Below are 16,232 nucleotides of genomic sequence, written 5' to 3'. Positions count from 1 at the left end.
GTCGATCAGGCGAAGGCGCTCGCGCCACGCCGTGCAGTAGGCGTGGCGCGAGCGGCATGCTCACCCTGAGCATGACGGCCCAGCTTTCGCTGCGGATCAGGGGACGATCACCACGCCGCCGCGCACGCCGCCTCGGGCCAGCCGGTCGTGGGCGGCCGCCGCGTCGGCGAAGGGGTACACGTCAGCGACCCGGAGCGGGATGTCGCCGCTGGTGACGAGTTTGACCAATTCGCTCAGCCGGGATCCGTCCGGTAGCACCTCCAGCGCGAAGGTCCGGATTCCCCGCACCGGCTCCGGGCGAAGCGGGGGTGACGCGGCCACGTAGCCGCCGCTGTCCCGGATGAGGTCCAGCAGCGAGGGGCCGATCACCGCCAGGTCGATGACCGCGTCGAACGTCCCCGTCGGATCGTCCGCGCGCGACAGGAACGCCGCGCCCAGCGACTCGACGAACTCGCGGTCGTCCGCCCCGGCAAGTCCCGTGGCGTGCAGACCGGTCGCCCGGGCCAGCGCCAGAACGAACCCACCTGCCTGCCCGGCGGCGCCGGTGACGAGCACGGCCGAACCCGCCGGGAGCGCTAGCAGATCGAGGGCCTGGGCGGCGGCGAGGCCATTGGTCGGCAGGGTCGCCGTCTCGGTGGCGGGGACGCCGGTGGGCGCGGAGGTCAGCCAGGCGGCGTCGAGGACTACGTACTCCGCGTGGGCACCGACCGTGGTTTGTAGCCACGGCGAGAAGCCGATGACCTCGTCGCCGATCGTGAACTCCTCGACCGATGGGCCGACCGCGTCGATGCTGCCGGCAACGTCCCAGCCTGGCGTGTAGGGCAGACCGGCCGGCAACGGGGCCGGGAACCGACCGGAGCGGACCATCAGATCGACCGGATGTACAACTGATGCCGCGACCCGCACCCGCACCTGCCCCTGCCCGGGCTCGGGCACCGGCACGTCGGCCACGTGCAGGACCTCCGGCCCTCCGAACTGTGCATAGCTGACTGCGCGCATCGCCGTCTCCTTCGTGAGACCTCGTGATCGCCATGACCGTACGAATCACCGGCACCGTGACAAAGTAGGTACCGTGAAGTGCCTAGGGCACCGGTGGAGGGCAGGATGGCGACGACGACCGCGGCACAGCGCCGCGAACAGGCCAAACGGGACTACGACGCGTTCCTGGAAGGTTGCCCGACCCGTGAGCTGCTGAGCAGGCTCACCGACAAATGGGTCGCCCTGGTGATCCCAGCGCTCGCCGGCGGCCCGCAGCGGCACGGCGAGCTCGCCCAGCGCATCGCTGGCGTCAGCCAGAAGATGCTTACCCAGACCCTGCGGACGCTGGAGCGCGACGGCCTGGTCACCCGCACGGTCACTGCCTCGGTGCCGGTCCGCGTCGACTACGCGCTCACCGCGCTCGGCCATGAACTGTTCCCGGTCATGATCGCGATCAAGAGCTGGGCGGAGACGCACATGGACCGCGTCTTCGAAGCCCGGATCCAGTTCGACGCACGCCCCTGAAAAAATACGACGCCGATCACCTCAGAGACCGCCGGTTGTATTCGCTCATCGGCTGACTCGAAAATAATCAGCGAGTGGGCAGGCGGCAGCATCGCGGCGTAGCCGCGATGGCTGTGTTGAGTTAGGGGTGAGTCCGAGAGCGTTGGTTGGTTATGCGGCGGCGGTTTCGACGCGGGCGCTGAGGGTCACCTGTTGGCCCGTGACGCGTTCGAGTTGGTGGATCAGGTTGTGCTGAAGGCGTTGGTGGTATCGGGTGTCGTGGAAGTCGGCGCCGAGGTCGTGGTAGCGGGCGGTTGGGTCGGCGAGTAGATGCCAGACGACGGTGAGGACCGAGTTGCCGGTGGCGACGATGGCGCGGAGTTTGCCTCGGCGTCGGGACAGTCGCCGGTAGCGTTCGCCGAGGAAGGTGTCGCTGCGGGCGAGTACTGCGGTGATCTCGCCGAGTGTGCTGGCCAGCCAGGGGTTGCCCTTGCCGGTGGTGGCGGGTTTCGTCTTGCCGGCGGACTGGTTCGCGCGGGGTGCGAACCGGGCCCAGGACGCGAGGTGTGCGGCGGTGGGGAAGACGGTCATGTCCACGCCGAGTTCGGCGATGAGTTCCTGAGCGCAGGTGGCACCGATACCGGTTACTTCATCGAGTTGCGCTGCCTGGGCCGCGTAAGGGCTGATCACCGTTTCGATCACGGTGCTGAGCTCGGCGATGTCGGCGGTCAACGCGTCGACACGCTGGAGCATCTTGGCGCAGAGCAGCGCGTGGTGATCGTCGAAGTGGCCAGTGAGGGCTTCCCGTAGCTGGGTGATTTTTGAGCGGAGCCGGCCGCGGGCCAGCTCGGCCAGGACCTGCGGATCGCGTTGCCCGGCGATCAGCGCGGCCAGGATGGCCCGGCCGGAGACGCCGAACATGTCGGAGGCGACCACCGACAGTTTGATCTGGGCATCCTCCAGGAGTTTCTCCAGGCGTTGCTTCTCCCGGGTGCGGTCGCGAATGAGCGAGCGCCGATACCGGGTGAGGTCGCGCAGCCTGCGGATCGGTTTCGGTGGTACGAAACTGGGTGCGCACATTCCCCGCTCGACGACCTTGGCCAGCCATACCGCGTCGAGTTTGTCGGTCTTGGGTCGGCCGGGCACGTTCTTGACGTGGCTGGCATTCAGCAGCCAGCACTCGAACCCCTCGGCTTCGAGGAGGTAGAACACCGGTTTCCAATAGTCGGAGGTGGCCTCCATCGCGACCCTGGTCACCTCGAACTCACGCAGCCGGTCGGCGAGCCGCAGCAGCGCACCGGTCGTCGTCGGGTACTCGGCCACCTCTTGACGGCGCCGGCCGGCGCTGTGTTCGTGCGGCGCCCGGATACACGCCATCAGCGTGGCTTTACCGATGTCGAGCGCGGCAACGCGTTCGACCAGCTCGGCTGCTTCCTCAGTCGATTCCATCCCTCGCTCCTCGTCGCCCAGCACAGACACCATCAGGTGGCTGCCCGCGGGGCCGAGGGACAACAAGAGGCGGACTCGCGTGCTCGAAGCAACAATGCAGGGCCCTGGAACCGGCTCCCAGCGTCAGACTACTTGACGGTCTCATCGAACCAAGCCACGACGACGTCGGCGGGCAGCCGTCCAAATTTTCCTACCCGCCAGGGCGTCCACGACGGACAAAGATGACTACTTGTTGACTGGACCTACGACCGCAGCCCGGCCAGGCTTGGTCGAGGTGACCGGCGGGATAGCTCTCTCATCGGCTGCCCACCGCAGTTTGGTGTGGCTCTCATCTGGCATGCGCCCGCCGGTCACCGTGGCGCGGAGAGGCTCAAGAGGGGTTTGCCCAGCTCGAAGTAGCGCTGCCCTCCTCGCCGACATCAACTCGGCATGATCGAGGAGGACAACATGGCACGCGTGATCATCGGCATGGACCCCCACAAACGGTCCGCGACCATCGAGGTCGTCAACGACCGCGAAAAAGTCCTGGCCCAGGGCCGGTTCGGCACCGACACTGACGGCTACCAGGCGATGCTCGCCCTCGGCCGACAGTACAAGGAACGTCTCTGGGCGGTCGAGGGCTGCAACGGCATCGGCCGGCACATCGCTCAACGCCTCGTTGCCGACGGCGAGACCGTTGTCGATGTCCCCGCGAAACTCTCTGCCCGGGCCCGGATGTTCGCCACCGGTCAAGGCCGTAAGACCGACCCCGTCGACGCGCACTCCGTGGCTGTGGTCGCGCTGCGCACCGAGGGGTTGCGGCAGGTCACCGTCGACGACGCCGGTGTCGCGCTGCGGCTGCTGGTCGACCGACGCGACAACCTCGGCCGGTCACGCACGGACACCATCAACCGGCTGCACCAACTGCTCCTGGAACTCCTGCCGGGCGGGGCGAAGAAGTTCCTATCCGCGCCGCAGGCCCGTGCCCTGCTCAACACCGTGCGGCCCCGCGACATCGTCGGGCGCACCCGCCGTCAGCTCGCCTCCGAACTCATCACCGAACTCGCGAGCATCGACAAGAAGATCAAAGCCGCGAACACGCAGCTGACCGAACTCGTCGAGGCGACCGGCAGCAACCTTCTGGGGCTCAACGGTATCGGCCCGTCGGGCGCCGCCCGACTGATCGGCGACGTCGGTGACATCCACCGGTTCGCCAGCCGCGGGCACTTCGCCTCCTGGAACGGCACCGCCCCCATCGACGCGTCCTCCGGCGACCAGCAACGCCACCGCCTGTCTCGGGCAGGGAACCGCCGCATCAACCGGGTTCTGCACATCATGGCCATCGTCCAGCTCCGCAACGACACCGAAGGCCGGGACTACTACCGGCGCAAACTCGCTGCCGGGAAGACGTCGATGGAAGCGATGAGGGCCCTGAAACGGCGACTTTCCGACCTGGTCTACAAGCAGATGATCAAGGATGCTGGAGCAGGAGAGACGGGTCCGGGAGGACAAGTGGGAGCGACACTTCAATCCAGCGCGGCCAGCTCAATCCCGACAGCCGGCACTTCGGAACAGTCACTTCCCGGACCCGCCAACACCCAGCCTAGAACACCGTTCCTCGCCGCCTCTTGACACAGAGGTGTCCCTATGACGCGTGTCAAGCCGTTGTTGTGGTGCCGTCGTCGTTCGACGGGACGGTGGGTTGGTAGGGGGTGCGGTCGCGGACCATGGCGTAGAGGACGTCGGTGCGGCGTCGGGCGAGGCAGAGAAGCGCTGAGGTGTGGTTCTTGCCCTCGGCGCGTTTCCGGTCGTAGTAGGCGCGGCTGTCAGGGTGCTTCAGGCTGGCGAACGCGGACAGGTACAGGGCTTGTTTGAGTGCCCGGTTCCCGCGCTGGGGCTGGCGTTCGCTACGGATGGTGCGTCCGGACTGGCGGGTGACGGGCGCCAGTCCGGCATAAGCAGCGAGGTGTCCGGAAGTACGGAACGTGCTGCCGTCGCCGAGGGTTAGCAGCAGCGCGACCGCGGTTCTGGCTCCGACGCCGGGCATCGAGATGAGCACCTCGACGAGGGGGTGCTCCTTCAGAAGGGTGTCCAGGTCGTGGGCGACAGACACCCGCTCGTCCAGGACCGCCAGCAGTTGGGCGGCGACACCGCTGATCACCCGCCCGTACTGCACGGTGGCGGGGATGACGACGCTCTGCTGTTCCAACGCGGTGTGGATCTGCGCCGGCAGGGTCAGCGCGAGACGCCGTGACCGTGGTGCCAGCGCTTGACGCAACGCGTCCTCGTCGAGTGCGCAAAGCTGCTGCGGAGTCCCTGCCGCGGTGAGTAGTTCCAGCACACCGCGGCGACGGAAGTGCTTGCCGAGTAACCGTTCCAGGGCTGGATGAACGTGTAGCAAGGCGTCGTGCAGCCGGTTGGTCAGCCGGGTCGCCTCGGCGGCGAGGTCGGCGTCGTAGCCGGCAAGCACACCCAAGGCGGTCACGGTCTCTTCGTCCGGGCCGACCCGCCGCAGGGTGTGCGGCAAAGTCCGGGCGGCGTCGGCGATGACGAATGCGTCTCGCGCGTCAGTCTTGCCCTCACCGGGATACAGGTCTGCGATGCGTCGCATCGCCAACCCAGGAAGGTAGCCGACCTCGATGTTCATGCTGCGGGCGACCGCGATCGCCAACGCCCCGATCGACGCGGGCTGGTCGACGACCATGAGCAGCCGGCCGTGCTCCGCCAGCTCGGCGAACAGCGCCCGCAGGGCGGGCTCGTCGTTAGGCAGCGCACGCTCGACCAGCCGCCGCCCGTCACGGTCGAGAGCCACCGCGTAGTGGGTTTCCCGGGCTACGTCAACGCCGCAGAAGATCTCGAATCCGCGGCCCCCGCCGGGGCTGATGTCATGGGACTTGGTCAACAGGCGCTCCTTGTCACGGTGGGTAGGCCAGCCGCGGACGACGCGCCGGCAGCCACGTTACAAAGGCCTCCACACTGCACCGGCCAGGTCCCTATAAGCGGTCACGAACGCCCTGCGGTCCCGGTGACACCACCTCTGAGATCATGACGACAGGAGCCATGAGTCATGCCGAAACCGCTGGCCTACACCCCCAACACGAGGGCTCCAAGAACGTAACGGGAGCCAGATCCGGATACTGAAGGCGGCACTGGCCGTGGCATCAAGCAACGCAGAACTCGTTGCCCTCGGGGTCCTGCATGACGACGTGCCCGAGGATGTCGCCGTACCACTCCTCGCGGACCACAGCCGCGCCGGCGGCGACCAACTCGGGGACTTTCTGCCGGATCAGTCGGGCGCGCTCGACCCTGTCCCAGGGGCCTGGACCGGCCACCCGGATATCGATATGCATACGGTTCTTGCCGACCTTGCCCTCGGGCACCTTCAGGAACCCAATGGCAGGGCCCCGGCCATCCGGGTCGACGATGGACGCGTTGTCCGGCTCGTCGAAACCGGATTCCTTGACATAGTCGAGGGCCAGCGCCCAAAAGGCGGCGATCCGCTGCGGATCCTCGGCGTCGCATCCCAAGGTCCAGAAAGTCGTCATTGCGCCAACGTACCGGAGCTGCGACACGCTGTCATCGACAGTTCAGGATGCTACGCGACCTACCAGCCCGTCACGGAGCGTGGCCGCTTCGATCGGCGAGCATGCCCGATCGGCGGCATGTGCGGATAACAGCTGGCGAGGCTGGCAGCTTGTGAGTCATGGCAGCTTGTGAGTCATGGTTGCGCGTGATCACAGTCCAGCGGGTGCGGGTGCGGTGGAGCGCAGCGGCACGCGGCGCTCAGCACGCCAACCTCCGCCGTGGCCTGAACCGGCCGGTGCCACTTCCTGCCTCACTACCGATGTGCGACGTGGCCGTCCACGAGGTGCTTTATGACGAGGCGGCCTGCTACGTGCGCCACGACGAGGTGCTCAGTGGGGGAATAGAGCGAGCCCGCGACGTCGGCTTGTGGCTCACCATTAAGGGTTCCACGACGAGTGTTGATCGGCTACCCGGCCGTGCGGCATATCCACGCGACCGTGGCACGGCCCGCCTGTTCACACTCTCGCCGGGGCAGGTGGGCCGCTACCGGGCCAACTTCCGGTTCACGTTCACTCAGTGCGCCTGCAACCCCAGCTGGTTCTACGAGGATTGGGTAGTGCACGTCGGTAACGGCCCAGTAGAGCCCGACGGGTTTATCCATCGCGAGCCGGACCATGATGCCGACCTCGTGACATCGGCAGCAACCGCGCCCGCGTGGGCCGAACCGGTCAACGCGGCCACGGTGACCGGGATACCTGGAAACCGGTTGGTACGCCGTTCACCTCGGGGTCCGGTACAGGTAGGAGTTCTGCAGTTCCTGCATGGCCGTACCCCTGTTTGACCCGAAAGTCCGGCGAGTCGGCATGCCAGCACCAGTTGGCCTGTCTCGCTCGGTGAACTAGGACAAATTACCTCGAACTCGTCGAATATAGAAGCGGGCTTGCGAAAGGGGCCGGCCGTGGCATCGCGCTGAGCGATGCCACGGCCGGTTGTCGTGTCAGTCGGTGGCCTTGGCGGCCGCCTCGATCTGATTGGTGACCGCGCCCGCATCCGTGACCATGGACAGGTGGGGGGCGTTGATCTCGATGGTGTGTGCCTTGGCCCTCTTGGACATGGCGATCTGCTGAGCGGCAGGGATGACGGCGTCCTGCTTGCCGATCACCGACCACGAGGGGATGGTGCGCCAGGCCGGCTCGTTGGACTCCTCGACCAGGGCGTTGAAGGCCAGCGGACGCTGCCGGGCGGCCAGCACCGCCACGTCCTTGGCGGGAATGCTCTTGTCGGCGAACGCCTTGCCGAAGATCGACGGCTTCACGTAGAGGTTGACATTGTGCGGGTCGTCACCGGGGATCGCGACCTGGTCGAAGACGGTGGACGCTTCGGCCGCGAAGACCGAGCCCGGCACGGCCGAGGTCAGCGACAGCACCGTGTCGTGCTCTTCCGGGATGTACGCGTCGACGTACACCAGGGCCTTGACCTGCTTGTCGCCCAGAGCGGCGTTCGTGATGACCATGCCGCCGTACGAGTGCCCGACGAGGACGATCGGTCCGGTGATGGTGTCCAGGTATGCGCGGAGATTAGCGGCGTCATTGTCCACGCCCGACAGGAGATTCGGCGGCGTGACCACCCGGTAGCCGTCGTGCTGGAGCTTGGCTGCCACCTTGTCCCAGCTGGACCCGTCCGCCCACGCCCCGTGCACGAGCACGACGGTCGGTTTGGCCGATGCGGGGCGCGAATGGCCGGAGAACACGCCGTGACTCGTCGCGGCCTGCGCGGTGCCGGCAGCACCGAGGGTGAGGGCACCGATGGCCGCGCCTACGTAGATGAGGCGGCGCCGGAAAGACAATTTCACGGTGTTTCCTTTCACTCTTGAAAAAAATCGAGCAGGGCAGCGTTGACCTGATCGGCGTGGGTCCAGGCGATGGCGTGCGGCCCGCCCTCGATGACGAGCAACCGCGTATCCCCGATGAAGGCGGACAGCCGCTGGCCGGTCACCCCGATGGGTAGGACCCGGTCCTGGTCGCCCTGGATCACGAGTACCGGCAAGTCAATCTTGGACAGGTCTTCACGGAAGTCGGTGAGCCAGGTCGGGATACAGGCCACCGCGGCGAGGGGAGATCCGGCCACGGCCACGTTCCAACTGGCCCGGAACGCCTCGTCGCTGACCAGCGAGCCGCCGTAGACGTCGAGGTTGTAGAAGTTCTCCAGGAACTGCTTGAGCCACACGTACCGGTCCGCCTGTGCGGCCTGGATGAACCCATCGAACAACGACTGCGGTGCGCCTTCGGGATTGTCGTCCGTCCGGAGGAGGAACGGCGGGATCGGCGACATCAGTACGGCCTTCGCGACCCGCCCTGTGCCATAGCGACCCAGGTACCGGGCAACGTCGCCGGTTCCCATCGAGTGACCCACGAGGATGGCGTCGCGTACGTCCAGTTTCGTGAGCAGCACGTTCACATCGCTGGCGAACGTGTCGTAGTCGTAGCCACTGGCGGGCTGGCTGGAATTGCCCCAACCCCGCCGGTCATACGTGATCACGCGGTATCCGGCTGCGAGCAGTGCGGAGACCTGCTTCTCCCAGGCCCGCCCGCTGAGCGGGTAGCCGTGACTGAGTACTACCGGCGTACCGGTGCCGTGATCTTCGTAATAGATTTCGATCGGGTTGGCTCCCTCTGAGCCAACGGTGACACGGGGCATGCGCACTCCTTGGGCTTGCGTTCCGCGCTGGGAACCTTGCCGAAGGTACGGATATGGCGCGTTTCGCGAATCACCCGAATCACGTAGTCCCCGTGTTTGTCGACCGACTCGACGGACAACGAAAGATGGGGGATGCGGAGAACCCGGGGCAAGCCGCAGGCTGGGCCGAAAAGCGAAGCCGCAACCCTTCCATCACTAGGATGTCAATCGTGACGACGCCCGACCGCAGGCACCCGGACGCGCCGCGGTCCCACTGCGAGTTCAAGGTCTTCGGCGGTCTTGGCTGCCGGCGGGACGGCTCGGAGGTCGATCTTGGTCCGGTTCGCCAGCGGATCATCCTGGCCAAGCTCCTCGCCGCCGGGGGTGACGCGGTCAGCCTCAACAACATCATCGACGGCGTGTGGGACGAACAACCGCCGGCCAGCGCCGCCAACCAGATCCACCGGCACGTCGGGCACCTCCGGCGGATCTTCGAACCGGACCTGGACGTCCGCGAAACCGGTCGGTACCTCCTACCGGCCGGTACGGGCTACCGGCTGGCCCTCGCCACCGAGGACTCCGATCTGGCCATGTATCGCGAGTTGGTCCGGCGGGCCCGCGAGGCGCTCGCTGGCGGGGACATCGTGGCCGGCGTACGTGCGTACCTGACCGCTCTGGAGCTTGGCCGCAGCCCTGCGTTCACCGACCTTCCGACCAGTGCGTTGAGTTCGCCGGAGTTCGTCGCCATCGAACGGGAGCGCGTCGCGGTGGCACTCGCGGCCAGCGAAGCCGCGATCGCCCACGGCATGGCCGGCACCGTGTTGACCCCACTCCTGAGCGTGGCCGCCGCAGCGCCGCTGGACGAGGCGCTACAGGCATGCTTGATGCGCGCGTACGTGGCCACCGGTCACCGGGCGGAAGGGGTGCGGGTCTTCGAGCGGACCCGTCGACGTCTCGACGAGGAACTGGGGGTGGACCCGGGGCCGGAACTACGGGAGGCGTATCGGGAACTGCTCGCCAGCGGCTGGACCCCGCAGGACGAGCCGCGCCCGCCGGACGAGCCCCGGCCCGCGCAGCTGCCGCCGCCGGTCGCGGGCTTCGTCCGACGAAACGACCTGGCCGCCGTACTCGACGACCACCTGTCCGACGCATTCAGCGATGAGACCGTGGTGATCATCGCGCTCGGCGGCATGGGTGGCATCGGCAAGACCGCCCTCGCCGTGCACTGGGCTCACCAGATCGCCAACAAGTTTCCCGATGGCCAGTTGTTCCTGAACCTGAGAGGCCTGGATCCGGACGGACGCGCCATGTCACCGGAGGACGCGCTCGCCACATTGCTCGCGTCGCTGGGCGAACCGGCGGTCTCGTCACCGCAGGAGAACGTCGACGCGCAGGCGGCTCGTTACCGCAGTCGCCTCTCCGGTCGTCGCGTCCTGATTCTCTTGGACAACGCAGGCGACTCCGAACAGGTCCGCCCGCTGCTGCCAGCCTCTCGAGGCTGTCTGGTCATCGTGACAAGCCGCATCCGGATGACAAGCCTGGTCACCCGGGAGGGCGCACGTTACCTGCAAGTCGATCGGCTGACCGGGGCCGAGTCCAGACAGCTTCTGATCAACCGCCTCGGCGCCCGCCGCGCCACCATGGACCCGGATGCGTTGGACAAGGTCATCACGCTCTGCGCCGGGCTGCCGCTCGCACTGGCGATCGTCGCGGCCCGCGTGGCCCTCAATCCGGCCCTGCCATTGAGCGCGGTCGTCAGCGACGTCTCGGCGCCGTCCGCCAGACTCGACTCGTTGTCCAGCGCGGACTCGTCCGACGATGTCCGGTCGGTGTTTTCGTGGTCGTACCAGGCCCTCGATCCATCAACGGCGCAGGTGTTTCGCGCCCTCGCCGCCCATCCGGGTCCAGGGGTCTCGCTGGAGTCGGTGGCCAGCGTCGCCGGAGTCGGTCGCATACAGGCGCGCAAACTACTCACGGAATTGGTGACCGCGAATCTGCTCGACGAGTCACAGTCCGGGCGGTACGTTCTGCACGACCTGTTGCGGGCCTACGCGGGTGAGCTTCTTGACGAGGATCAAGAACGACCGGAGTATGAGCGGCGTCTCATCATGCATTACCTGCACTCTGCCCGCACCGCGTACGCGAGGCACCACCGGCAGCCAGTCGGCACCGTCGACGAACCGCCGTCGGACGTGACGCCTGAATCGTTCGACAGCGTGCCCCAGGCTGCCGCCTGGTATGCACGGGAACGGGCCACGTTGTGGACGACGATCGATCTGGCCCTCGCACATGGCCTGCGGCGCGACGCGGCGGCTATGGTCCTCGCCGCCTCGGCACCGGGCAGCAACTCCATACCCGCGGGCCGGACACAGACCGTACTCGCGATCCTCGATATGGTCAGCGTGCTCGGCGAGCCGCTGATGGAGGCCGAACTTCTTCGCAGCATCGGTGAGGTCTTTGCCCCGCTGCCACAGGCAGACGAATATCTACGTCGAGCCTTGTCCATCTTCGAAGGCGCCCGAGAACTCGCCGGACAAGCCGACGTCCTGCGAAACCTCGCCGTGCTCTCGTTGTCGCGTGGCGACCACGACGCCGCCAACGCGTACGGTGAACGCTCGGTGGGTCTTGCCCGACAGACGGGGCGCCAGGAACTGCTCGCCGTTTCGCTGCTGACACTCGCGAGAGCGCGCCTGGGGACCGATCGGTTCGAGGCTGGCACACGGGTCGCGGACGAAGGGCTGGCCATTGCAGTGGCGAAGCACCTTGATCACCTGAAGATCTACTACGCGCAGCTCATCGCGGAGTCCTCCTGGAAACTCGGCCGACTCGAACGAGCGGCGACGGTGTCGGAGTGGGGATTGACGGAAGGCGTCTGTGAGTCGAACGGTCCCCGGTGTGCCGTCGCGGCGATCCTCGCGCGGGCCGCATTCGATCTAGGCGACCAGGTTCGCGCGGAACGGGGCTGCCAGCAGTTCGAGAACCTGATCGCCGACAACGGCTTCCGGGAACTTGTCGAGGCCTCCGGCATCGAGGAGGCCGAGGCATACCGCGACATGGTCGCATATGTCCGGGCCCGGTTGAGCTTGATGAGCGGGGCGTCGTAAGCGGGTAGGGCGAGCACTCAGTCTGCACTCGTCGTGCACAGCGGTGCGATCGGATGGTCGTCGAGACCCCGAACCCTCGCCCGAGGAGCACCATGCACTACGCCGTAGCCGAGCCTGCCCGAGTCCTTCCCCGTGCGGTACTGACCCCACGACAGGAACAGATCGCCCTGCTGGTGGCGGCAGGCTCCACCAACGTCGAGGTGGCGACGCGCCTGGTCATCAGCACCCATACCGTCAAACATCACCTACGCGGAGTGTTCCACAAGCTGGGCGTCGCATCTCGCCGCGAACTGCGCAGCACGCTGGCCTACCACGACACGACCACCCGCTTCGCTCAGAGCTGTTGCCTGACCAGCCAGGAGCGCGACATCGCGCGCCGGGTCTCGAACGGCGCGTCCAACCGCGAGGTGGCGGCACAACTGTTCATCAGCCCGAGCACGGTGGACTATCACCTACGCAAAATTTTTCGCAAACTTGACATCACCTCACGTCGAGAACTGGCGAGACGAGACGCACATGCCGCGCCTCGATCGGGTAGCGCATCGTTGGCTGCGGAGTCTGGGCCTGCTCGGTCGGAACCGCACTCGGGTTTGCCCTCACCGCAGCCGGGCCCAGCCTGATCATGGCGAGGGGATTCCCGTAGATCGTGCTGCACGTGACCTGCGGACGAGTCACGCAGGTACCTGTCGGCATCCGCCGAGCCGAGCTGGCCTGGCGTCCTGCGGTGCTGGGGGTCGGCTATGCGCCGGCTACCCAGGAGGGAAGGTCGGGTTGTTTCCCGGTGCGGACGTAGTCGTGCGCGGCCCGGCGGGCGTGTTCCGGGGTGATGCGGGTGCGCTCGGGGGGCATCTCGGTCCAGTCGCCGTAGAAGTCGAACGCGATCGCTTGTGGTGCGGGTGGTAGGTCGGGGTCGGTGGCGTATCGGTTGCCGCTGCCGTGGGGCTGGCTGCGGTCAAGCCAGTCGACGAAGGATCGTTCGGGGCGACCGACGCCGATCATGATGGCGCCGTGCTGACCGGGTTGGTGGATCTGTACCGCGTAGGGCAGGTCCTCGGTGACGGCTTGGGCGTGGACGCGGTCGAGGACGGCGTCCAGTTCCTCGGGTGTTGACACGGGGACTTCGTTGCCGCGTTCGGGTTCCTCTGCGGAGGGGCCGTCCCATGACACGGTGTAGCTCACGATGCGATGCCCTCTCCGGTGCCGGTGTATACCTTCAGCGGTCTGGTGGTGGTTCCGTCGGATACGTGTACCGCCAGGCGGCTGCCTCGGGGCAGCATGCCGGGTAGTGTCTCGTCGCAGCCGACGTACTCGCCTCTGCGCACGCAGCTTGGTTTGTTCACGACCAGTATCGCTTCCTTGGGTGCCCCGGGCTTGCGCAGCAGTGCCGCCGCGTGTGCCTCGACGTGTTCCCCGGTGACCTGTGCCAGCGGATGCCAGTCAGGGCGCAGCCCATCGCGTGCTCCGGGTGCCCCGCCGCTGCGCAGATACCCTTCCGACTGGGTAAGCGGCGTGCCGGTGAGTGGCTCCCCGGTCGAGTCGAAGAGCAGCCCGTGGGTGGGACCCTTGCCGCCGGGACGACGCGGCAGCCGGGTGCCGGCATCTTCGACCCACTCCGGCGACGAAGGGCTGCCATTGCCTGCGGGTCCCGCTGAAGAACCGGGCTGACCCGCGTCGATGGTGGGGAGGCTGGGCGTTGCGGAGACGTAATCCCGAGAGCGCGGGCGTAATCCACGACCGCCAGCGTGCCTTGAGCGGCGAGGTGGTCGGCCTCTCGGAGCCGGTCGATTGCCGCGTTGAGAGCCTCCATCGCTCGTGCGGCGAGTGGATGGCGGGTCCCCAGCAAGATAGTGGCGAGGCGACTGCGGCCCTCCTGCAAACCGTGCAGGGCAGCCGCGGCGCGGCCTCGTTCACGGCTGATGTCATCAATCATTCGCTGTAGCGCCGCGCTCACCTCAGCCGCGCTCACCAGCCCCGCCTCCCGATCGGCGAGAGTGCAGCCTATCGATCCAGCCTCGTCGCAGGCGAGCTTGGCGGCCATGCGAGAGGGCAATCGTCGTCCACCAGGACGGCTGCCTGATCTAACTACGTTCGGTCACAGGAGGACGGAGGGATGTGCCCGGATTGCAGCATATGTGCGCACCTGATCGAGCGTGCGTCTGGACGCAAGAATCACGGGTGCCGGGTCAGCACTGAGGGCCGTCCGGACGTGCTGGCCGACGGGTCTCCACAGTTCCCGCAATGCGGCTTTTCCGCATAGGGATGTGTCACAGGTGTGCGCCGCCGGTGGCGTCGAGATGCTGGCCGGTGACCCAGCGGGCCTCGTCGGAAGCGAGGAAGGCCACCACGTCGGCGATGTCGGCGGGTTGGCCGACCCGGTTGAACGCGGAGAAGGAGCCCCAGAAAGCGAGTTGTTCAGGGTTCTCCCGCAGCCAGACGGCGTTGCTGTCCACGTCGACGATGCCAGGGACCACCGAGTTGACCGTGATACCGCGTTCGCCGAGCTGCTTGGCGAGGGTGAAGGTGAGAGTGTGGATGGCGCCTTTGGTCAGCGAGTAAGTGATGATCGCGGGTGCGGCGATGCGGGTGACGCCGGAGGAGATGTTGATGACCCGGCCGTTGTTCCGCAACTGGTTCAGGGCCTGCTGAAGGATGAAGAACGGGGCTTTCACGTTCACGGCGACGATCTTGTCGAATTCGGCCTCGGTCGTGCGGGCCAGGTCGTTGGAGCTCGCGATGCCGGCGTTGTTGACCACAATGTCGACGCCCGGTTCGGCGCCGGATTCGGTGAGGCCGGCGTCGAAGGCGGACCACAGCGCCTGTGCGTCGCCGGGTACGCCCAGTTCAGCGCGGACCGCGAACGCGCGGCCGCCGGCTCCGGTGATGGCGGTGACGGTGTCGTTCGCGGCCGCCTCGTTGGTGCCGTAGTGGACGGCGACGAGGGCGCCGTCCGCCGCGAGTCGTGTGGCGATTGCCCGACCGATGCCTCGGCTGCCGCCCGTGACCAGAGCGGTCTTGCCGTTGAGCAGTGTCATGGTGCCGCGTGCCCTTTCTGTAGTAATCACTATGTATTGCCTGGGCATCAGGCTAGCGAGCGCTATAGAATGTGTCAATGGCCAATGATCGTCCCCGCCGGCGTGGCCGGCCCCGAGCCTTCGATCGGGACCAGGCCCTGTTGACGGCGCTGCACGAGTTCTGGCAACGCGGCTTCGAGCCGGTGTCGGTGGCCGAACTCACCGCGGCCATGGGCATCACGCCACCCAGCCTCTACGCGGCGTTCGGCGACAAGAAGACTCTGTTCCGCGAGGTGGTCGAGCGCTATCAGCAGACTCACGGCGCGTTCTTCGCGACGGCACTCGCGGCGGAGGAGTCCGTGCGCGACGGTGTCGCCCGCGCGCTACGCGCCGCTGCGGTGGAGTACACCCGGCCCGAGCATCCACCTGGTTGCCTCGTCATCAGCGCGGCCGTCAACTGCACCGCAGCATCGGCTGACATCACCGAACTGCTGCGCGCCCAACGGACCGCCAACATCACCGCGCTGCGAAAGCGGATCGAGGCCGATGTCGCCGACGGCCGGCTGCCCGCCGGCACCGACGCCGGCCGTCTGGCCGTCCTCGTCGGCGTCATCCTGCAAGGCATGTCCCAGCACGCGCGCGACGGCGCCGGCACGGATGAGCTTCTCGCCGTTGCCGAAGCCGCTATGCTCGCCTGGCCCGCGAAGATCGACGCGTAACCGTTGACGGCTGCTTAACCGCCACCTGGCCAATACTCGATCGTCGGCCCTCTGGCAGCCCGCTTGTCCAGAGCCGCAAGGTCCGTCGACAGGCTTACATGCTGCGCATGATCCGATATCCGCTCAGCGGCATTATGCGGGTGATCTTCGATCACCTTCGCCCTGGCGGGCCGCATAACGCCTGATATGCGGAGTGATCGAGGCGCTTCGCGCCACAATTTGGAGCCTCGCGATCACCTGCATGGGCGTCGGGTGCGCGAACAGCCTGTCGGGCGGCGGGTAGTTGT

General features: G+C 67.0%; 15 protein-coding genes. 6 read left to right on the top strand and 9 right to left on the bottom strand.

What is annotated here, in order from left to right:
• Positions 1–96: 96 nt before the first annotated feature.
• Positions 97–999, bottom strand: a complete 903-nt coding sequence (locus BDK92_RS04105) for an NADP-dependent oxidoreductase (RefSeq protein WP_121154726.1) — start codon at positions 997–999, stop codon at positions 97–99.
• A 105-nt stretch (positions 1,000–1,104) separates the two neighbouring features.
• Here BDK92_RS04105 and BDK92_RS04100 point away from each other — a divergent pair, with 105 nt between their 5' ends.
• Positions 1,105–1,503, top strand: coding sequence for a winged helix-turn-helix transcriptional regulator (locus tag BDK92_RS04100; protein WP_121154724.1), 399 nt, complete (start codon positions 1,105–1,107; stop codon positions 1,501–1,503).
• A 150-nt stretch (positions 1,504–1,653) separates the two neighbouring features.
• Here BDK92_RS04100 and BDK92_RS04095 read toward each other — a convergent pair whose 3' ends face one another.
• Positions 1,654–2,931 carry an IS110 family RNA-guided transposase gene (locus BDK92_RS04095; RefSeq protein WP_121154722.1) on the bottom strand — a complete coding sequence of 426 codons (1,278 nt, stop codon included), beginning with the start codon at positions 2,929–2,931 and terminating at the stop codon, positions 1,654–1,656.
• A gap of 447 nt (positions 2,932–3,378) precedes the next feature.
• Between BDK92_RS04095 and BDK92_RS04090 the strand changes: the two genes are divergently transcribed.
• Positions 3,379–4,542, top strand: a complete 1,164-nt coding sequence (locus BDK92_RS04090) for an IS110 family RNA-guided transposase (RefSeq protein ID WP_121161597.1) — start codon at positions 3,379–3,381, stop codon at positions 4,540–4,542.
• Between the two features lie 25 nt (positions 4,543–4,567).
• Here BDK92_RS04090 and BDK92_RS04085 read toward each other — a convergent pair whose 3' ends face one another.
• Positions 4,568–5,812: an IS110 family RNA-guided transposase gene (locus BDK92_RS04085; protein ID WP_425462200.1), complete on the bottom strand. Its 1,245-nt coding sequence runs from the start codon at positions 5,810–5,812 to the stop codon at positions 4,568–4,570.
• A 259-nt stretch (positions 5,813–6,071) separates the two neighbouring features.
• On the bottom strand, positions 6,072–6,455 hold the full coding sequence (locus BDK92_RS04080; protein ID WP_121154720.1) for a VOC family protein: 384 nt from the start codon (positions 6,453–6,455) through the stop codon (positions 6,072–6,074).
• A gap of 308 nt (positions 6,456–6,763) precedes the next feature.
• Here BDK92_RS04080 and BDK92_RS04075 point away from each other — a divergent pair, with 308 nt between their 5' ends.
• Positions 6,764–7,276, top strand: a complete 513-nt coding sequence (locus BDK92_RS04075) for a hypothetical protein (protein WP_211349059.1) — start codon at positions 6,764–6,766, stop codon at positions 7,274–7,276.
• A 156-nt stretch (positions 7,277–7,432) separates the two neighbouring features.
• Here the strand turns inward: BDK92_RS04075 and BDK92_RS04070 are convergent, their stop codons facing one another.
• Both BDK92_RS04070 and BDK92_RS04065 read right to left on the bottom strand, forming a co-directional pair.
• Positions 7,433–8,287 (bottom strand): alpha/beta fold hydrolase, encoded by an 855-nt coding sequence (locus tag BDK92_RS04070; protein ID WP_170208479.1) that lies wholly within the window; start codon positions 8,285–8,287, stop codon positions 7,433–7,435.
• 11 nt (positions 8,288–8,298) lie between these two features.
• On the bottom strand, positions 8,299–9,132 hold the full coding sequence (locus BDK92_RS04065; protein ID WP_121161595.1) for an alpha/beta fold hydrolase: 834 nt from the start codon (positions 9,130–9,132) through the stop codon (positions 8,299–8,301).
• 209 nt (positions 9,133–9,341) lie between these two features.
• Here BDK92_RS04065 and BDK92_RS04060 point away from each other — a divergent pair, with 209 nt between their 5' ends.
• Together BDK92_RS04060 and BDK92_RS04055 are read left to right on the top strand one after the other, a co-directional pair.
• On the top strand, positions 9,342–12,215 hold the full coding sequence (locus BDK92_RS04060) for an AfsR/SARP family transcriptional regulator (protein WP_170208478.1): 2,874 nt from the start codon (positions 9,342–9,344) through the stop codon (positions 12,213–12,215).
• A gap of 92 nt (positions 12,216–12,307) precedes the next feature.
• Positions 12,308–12,835, top strand: a complete 528-nt coding sequence (locus BDK92_RS04055; RefSeq protein ID WP_246016779.1) for a response regulator transcription factor — start codon at positions 12,308–12,310, stop codon at positions 12,833–12,835.
• Between the two features lie 118 nt (positions 12,836–12,953).
• Here the strand turns inward: BDK92_RS04055 and BDK92_RS38770 are convergent, their stop codons facing one another.
• From BDK92_RS38770 to BDK92_RS04035, 3 genes are all read right to left on the bottom strand, one after another.
• Complete coding sequence (locus BDK92_RS38770) at positions 12,954–13,382, bottom strand: Imm1 family immunity protein (RefSeq protein WP_281278686.1); 429 nt, start codon at positions 13,380–13,382, stop codon at positions 12,954–12,956.
• Between the two features lie 8 nt (positions 13,383–13,390).
• Complete coding sequence (locus tag BDK92_RS41080) at positions 13,391–13,891, bottom strand: DddA-like double-stranded DNA deaminase toxin (RefSeq protein WP_121154713.1); 501 nt, start codon at positions 13,889–13,891, stop codon at positions 13,391–13,393.
• A 588-nt stretch (positions 13,892–14,479) separates the two neighbouring features.
• Positions 14,480–15,247: an SDR family oxidoreductase gene (locus BDK92_RS04035; RefSeq protein WP_121154709.1), complete on the bottom strand. Its 768-nt coding sequence runs from the start codon at positions 15,245–15,247 to the stop codon at positions 14,480–14,482.
• Positions 15,248–15,387: 140 nt separating this feature from the next.
• Here BDK92_RS04035 and BDK92_RS04030 point away from each other — a divergent pair, with 140 nt between their 5' ends.
• Entirely contained in the window at positions 15,388–15,945 is a 558-nt protein-coding gene (locus tag BDK92_RS04030; RefSeq protein WP_211349058.1) for a TetR/AcrR family transcriptional regulator, read from the top strand.
• The last annotated feature ends 287 nt before the right edge of the window (positions 15,946–16,232 follow it).

The sequence above is a fragment of the Micromonospora pisi genome, from assembly GCF_003633685.1.
Taxonomy (GTDB): domain Bacteria; phylum Actinomycetota; class Actinomycetes; order Mycobacteriales; family Micromonosporaceae; genus Micromonospora_G; species Micromonospora_G pisi.
The sequence above is the reverse complement of the archived record's forward strand: the minus strand, read 5'-3'. Positions and strand labels throughout refer to the sequence as shown.